The organism is Pseudomonas sp. RW407, from assembly GCF_003176655.1.
Taxonomy (GTDB): domain Bacteria; phylum Pseudomonadota; class Gammaproteobacteria; order Pseudomonadales; family Pseudomonadaceae; genus Pseudomonas; species Pseudomonas delhiensis.
Genome location: NZ_QGSL01000106.1, coordinates 1,145,828 through 1,149,336, shown reverse-complemented (window position 1 = coordinate 1,149,336; position 3,509 = coordinate 1,145,828). Strand labels below are relative to the sequence as shown.

General features: G+C 67.5%; 2 protein-coding genes. Both read left to right on the top strand.

Annotation, left to right across the window (positions count from 1 at the left end):
• Nucleotides 1–214 precede the first annotated feature (214 nt).
• The gene (exaA, locus tag DK254_RS21940) at nt 215–2,098 is read left to right on the top strand and encodes a quinoprotein ethanol dehydrogenase (RefSeq protein WP_109935459.1); all 1,884 of its coding nucleotides are present in this window, start codon (nt 215–217) and stop codon (nt 2,096–2,098) included.
• A gap of 53 nt (nt 2,099–2,151) precedes the next feature.
• Entirely contained in the window at nt 2,152–2,808 is a 657-nt protein-coding gene (locus DK254_RS21935) for a pentapeptide repeat-containing protein (RefSeq protein WP_109935458.1), read from the top strand.
• The last annotated feature ends 701 nt before the right edge of the window (nt 2,809–3,509 follow it).

The window sequence follows — 3,509 nt, the reverse complement described above, 5'->3', positions numbered from 1 at the left end:
TGTCCCCGCCTACTCCCTTCGTACTAGGGCGCAGGGCTGCCGCGCCAGCGCCTTCGGCAGCAAGCCCAAGTCATGCCCCGGCCGGGAACTTGTCCCGGCCGATGCGGGAGCTTTTCCGTTTCCGCCACCGCCGCCGGCTCCCACCATGGAACCGCCGCGGCCCGAGCAGCGGCCCGCCGTTTCTCGACCCAACACAAAAAACGGGAACCCGAAGATGACAACAAGAACCTCACCCGCCTCTTCACCCAGCTCTGCCGGCCCCCTGCGCCTCGCCCTGCACAGCCTGACCCTCGCCATCGCCCTGGGCACCGGCGGCGCCGCGCTGGCCAAGGACGTCAGCTGGGACGACATCGCCAACGACCACAAGACCACCGGCGACGTGCTGCAGTACGGCATGGGCACCAACGCCCAGCGCTGGAGCCCGCTCAAGCAGGTCAACGCCGACAACGTGTTCAAGCTGACCCCGGCCTGGTCCTACTCCTTCGGCGACGAGAAGCAGCGCGGCCAGGAATCCCAGGCCATCGTCAGCGACGGGGTGATCTACGTCACCGCCTCCTACTCGCGGCTGTTCGCCCTCGACGCCAGGACCGGCAAGCGCCTGTGGACCTACAACCACCGCCTGCCCGACGACATCCGCCCGTGCTGCGACGTGGTCAACCGCGGCGCCGCCATCTACGGCGACAAGATCTTCTTCGGCACCCTCGACGCCTCCGTCGTGGCACTGAACAAGAACACCGGCAAGGTGGTGTGGAAGAAGAAGTTCGGCGAACACGGCGCCGGCTACACCATGACCGGCGCACCGACCCTCGTGAAGGACGGCAAGACCGGCAAGGTGCTGCTCATCCACGGCAGCTCGGGCGACGAGTTCGGCGTGGTCGGCCGCCTGTTCGCCCGCGACCCGGACACCGGCGAGGAAATCTGGATGCGGCCCTTCGTCGAAGGCCACATGGGCCGCCTGAACGGCAAGGACAGCAGCGTCACCGGCAACGTCAAGGCGCCGTCCTGGCCGGACGACCCCAATTCCCCCACCGGCAAGGTCGAGTCCTGGAACCACGGCGGCGGCGCGCCCTGGCAGAGCGCCAGCTTCGACGCCGAGACCAACACCATCATCGTCGGCGCCGGCAACCCCGGCCCGTGGAACACCTGGGCGCGCACCGCCAAGGGCGGCAACCCGCACGACTACGACAGCCTGTACACCTCCGGCCAGGTCGGCGTGGACCCGAGCACCGGCGAGGTGAAATGGTTCTACCAGCACACCCCGAACGACGCCTGGGACTTCTCCGGCAACAACGAGCTGGTGCTGTTCGACTACAAGGCCAAGGACGGCAAGATCGTCAAGGCCACCGCCCACGCCGACCGCAACGGCTTCTTCTACGTGGTCGACCGCAGCAACGGCAAGCTGCAGAACGCCTTCCCCTTCGTCGACAACATCACCTGGGCCAGCCACATCGACCTGAAGACCGGCCGCCCGGTGGAACGCGAAGGCCAGCGCCCGCCGCTGCCGGAACCGGGGCAGAAGCACGGCAAGCCGGTGGAAGTCTCGCCGCCCTTCCTCGGCGGCAAGAACTGGAACCCCATGGCCTACAGCCAGGACACCGGCCTGTTCTACGTGCCGGCCAACCACTGGAAGGAGGACTACTGGACCGAAGAAGTCAACTACACCAAGGGCAGCGCCTACCTGGGCATGGGCTTCCGCATCAAGCGCATGTACGACGACCACGTCGGCAGCCTGCGCGCCATGGACCCCACCAGCGGCAAGGTGGTGTGGGAGCACAAGGAGCACCTGCCGCTGTGGGCCGGCGTGCTGGCCACCGCCGGCAACCTGGTGTTCACCGGCACCGGCGACGGCTTCCTCAAGGCCTTCGACGCGAAGAACGGCAAGGAGCTGTGGAAGTTCCAGACCGGCAGCGGCATCGTCTCCCCGCCCATCACCTGGGAACAGGACGGCGAGCAGTACATCGGCGTGACCGTCGGCTACGGCGGCGCCGTACCCCTGTGGGGCGGCGACATGGCCGAACTGACGCGCCCGGTGGCCCAGGGCGGCTCCTTCTGGGTGTTCAAGCTGCCCAGCTGGGACAACAAGACCGCCAGCCGCTGAGCCCACCGACCGCGCCCCCTGGGGCGCGGTTTTCCATGCCCCGGGAGAACGCCATGAAAACCACCACCCTGCTCGCCGCCCTGCTGCTGGCCGGCCTGGCCCACGCCAACGACGAATCCGCCGACACCGACGACGCCACCGTCATCGCCCACTGCCGCATAGAGCCCGGCAGCCAATGCCCCGGCGCCGACCTGCGTGGCGCCGACCTGAAAGGCCAGGACCTCACCCGCATGAACCTCGCCGGCGCGGACCTGTCGGGCGCCGACCTGCGCCACGCCACCCTGGACCTGGCCAACCTGGAAAAAGCCAACCTGCGCGGCGCCAACCTCACCCGCGCCAGCCTGCAGCAAACCAACCTGCGCGCCGCCGACCTCTCCGGCGCCAGCCTGGTGGCCATCCAGGCCTGGGGCCTGTTCGCCCAGAGCGCCCAATGGCAAGGCGCCGACCTCACCGCCGCCTACCTCGAATTCGCCCGCCTGAGCGGCGGCAAACTGCACCAGGCCAACCTGCGCGCGGCGGACCTGGAAATGACCTGGTTGTCCCGTGCGGACCTGAAGGGCGCGGATTTGCGGGATGCGAACCTGCAGGAGGTGAAGCTGGCGGAGGCGAACCTGGAGGATGCGGACCTGCGCGGCAGCAAGCCGAGGTTCGGGAATTTCCAGGGGACGAATATGCAGGGGTGCAAGGGCTGTCCCGGTGGCTGGGACTGAACGCTACGCTCGAACTCGCGAATGGGGTTTCCCGTAGGGCGCATAACGCCCCAGGCGTTATCCGCCGTCGGCCCCTGTGCCAAGGCCACCGGCGGATAACCGCGAACGGTTATGCGCCCTACGAGCCTGACCGCATAGGCAGCTTTAGAGCAGAAAAATAAATGCGTCCCCTTTTAGGTCCTCGCTGGAGTACCTGGCGGCCGATGCCGAGCGGTTGTATGCCGCTGCCGAGGATGGCAGCCAGGCGTAGGGGGCGTGATGCGAAGCGTTAGTCGCTGGTGGCGCGTGGCGCTTCGCTTCATATCGGTCCTGTAGGAGCAACTGGCTTGCAGGCAGTGCCGAGGCGCTCTTCGTAGGAGCGAGCTTGCTCGCGAATGGCGCTTCCCGGGCACCGTTAGTGTTTGGATCAACTCCGCCCCTCTCCCCAACCCTCTCCCTGAAGGGAGAGGGGGCCGTTCGGAGCGTGTGGCGAGTTCAGTGTCATCCTGATACGCCTAGCCGCGAACGCGGAAATCCAATAGACAGCCTCACACCGAGCCCCATGTAGGAGCGCGCCCTGCGCGAATCGCGGGCAGGGCCCGCTCCTACAGGTTGACGCCGAACCTCCCGGCCACGCCGGACAGCCCCCTCTCCCGCTTGCGGGAGAGGGGGCCGTTCGGAGCGTGTGGCGAGTTCAAGTGTCATCCTGATATGCCTAGCCG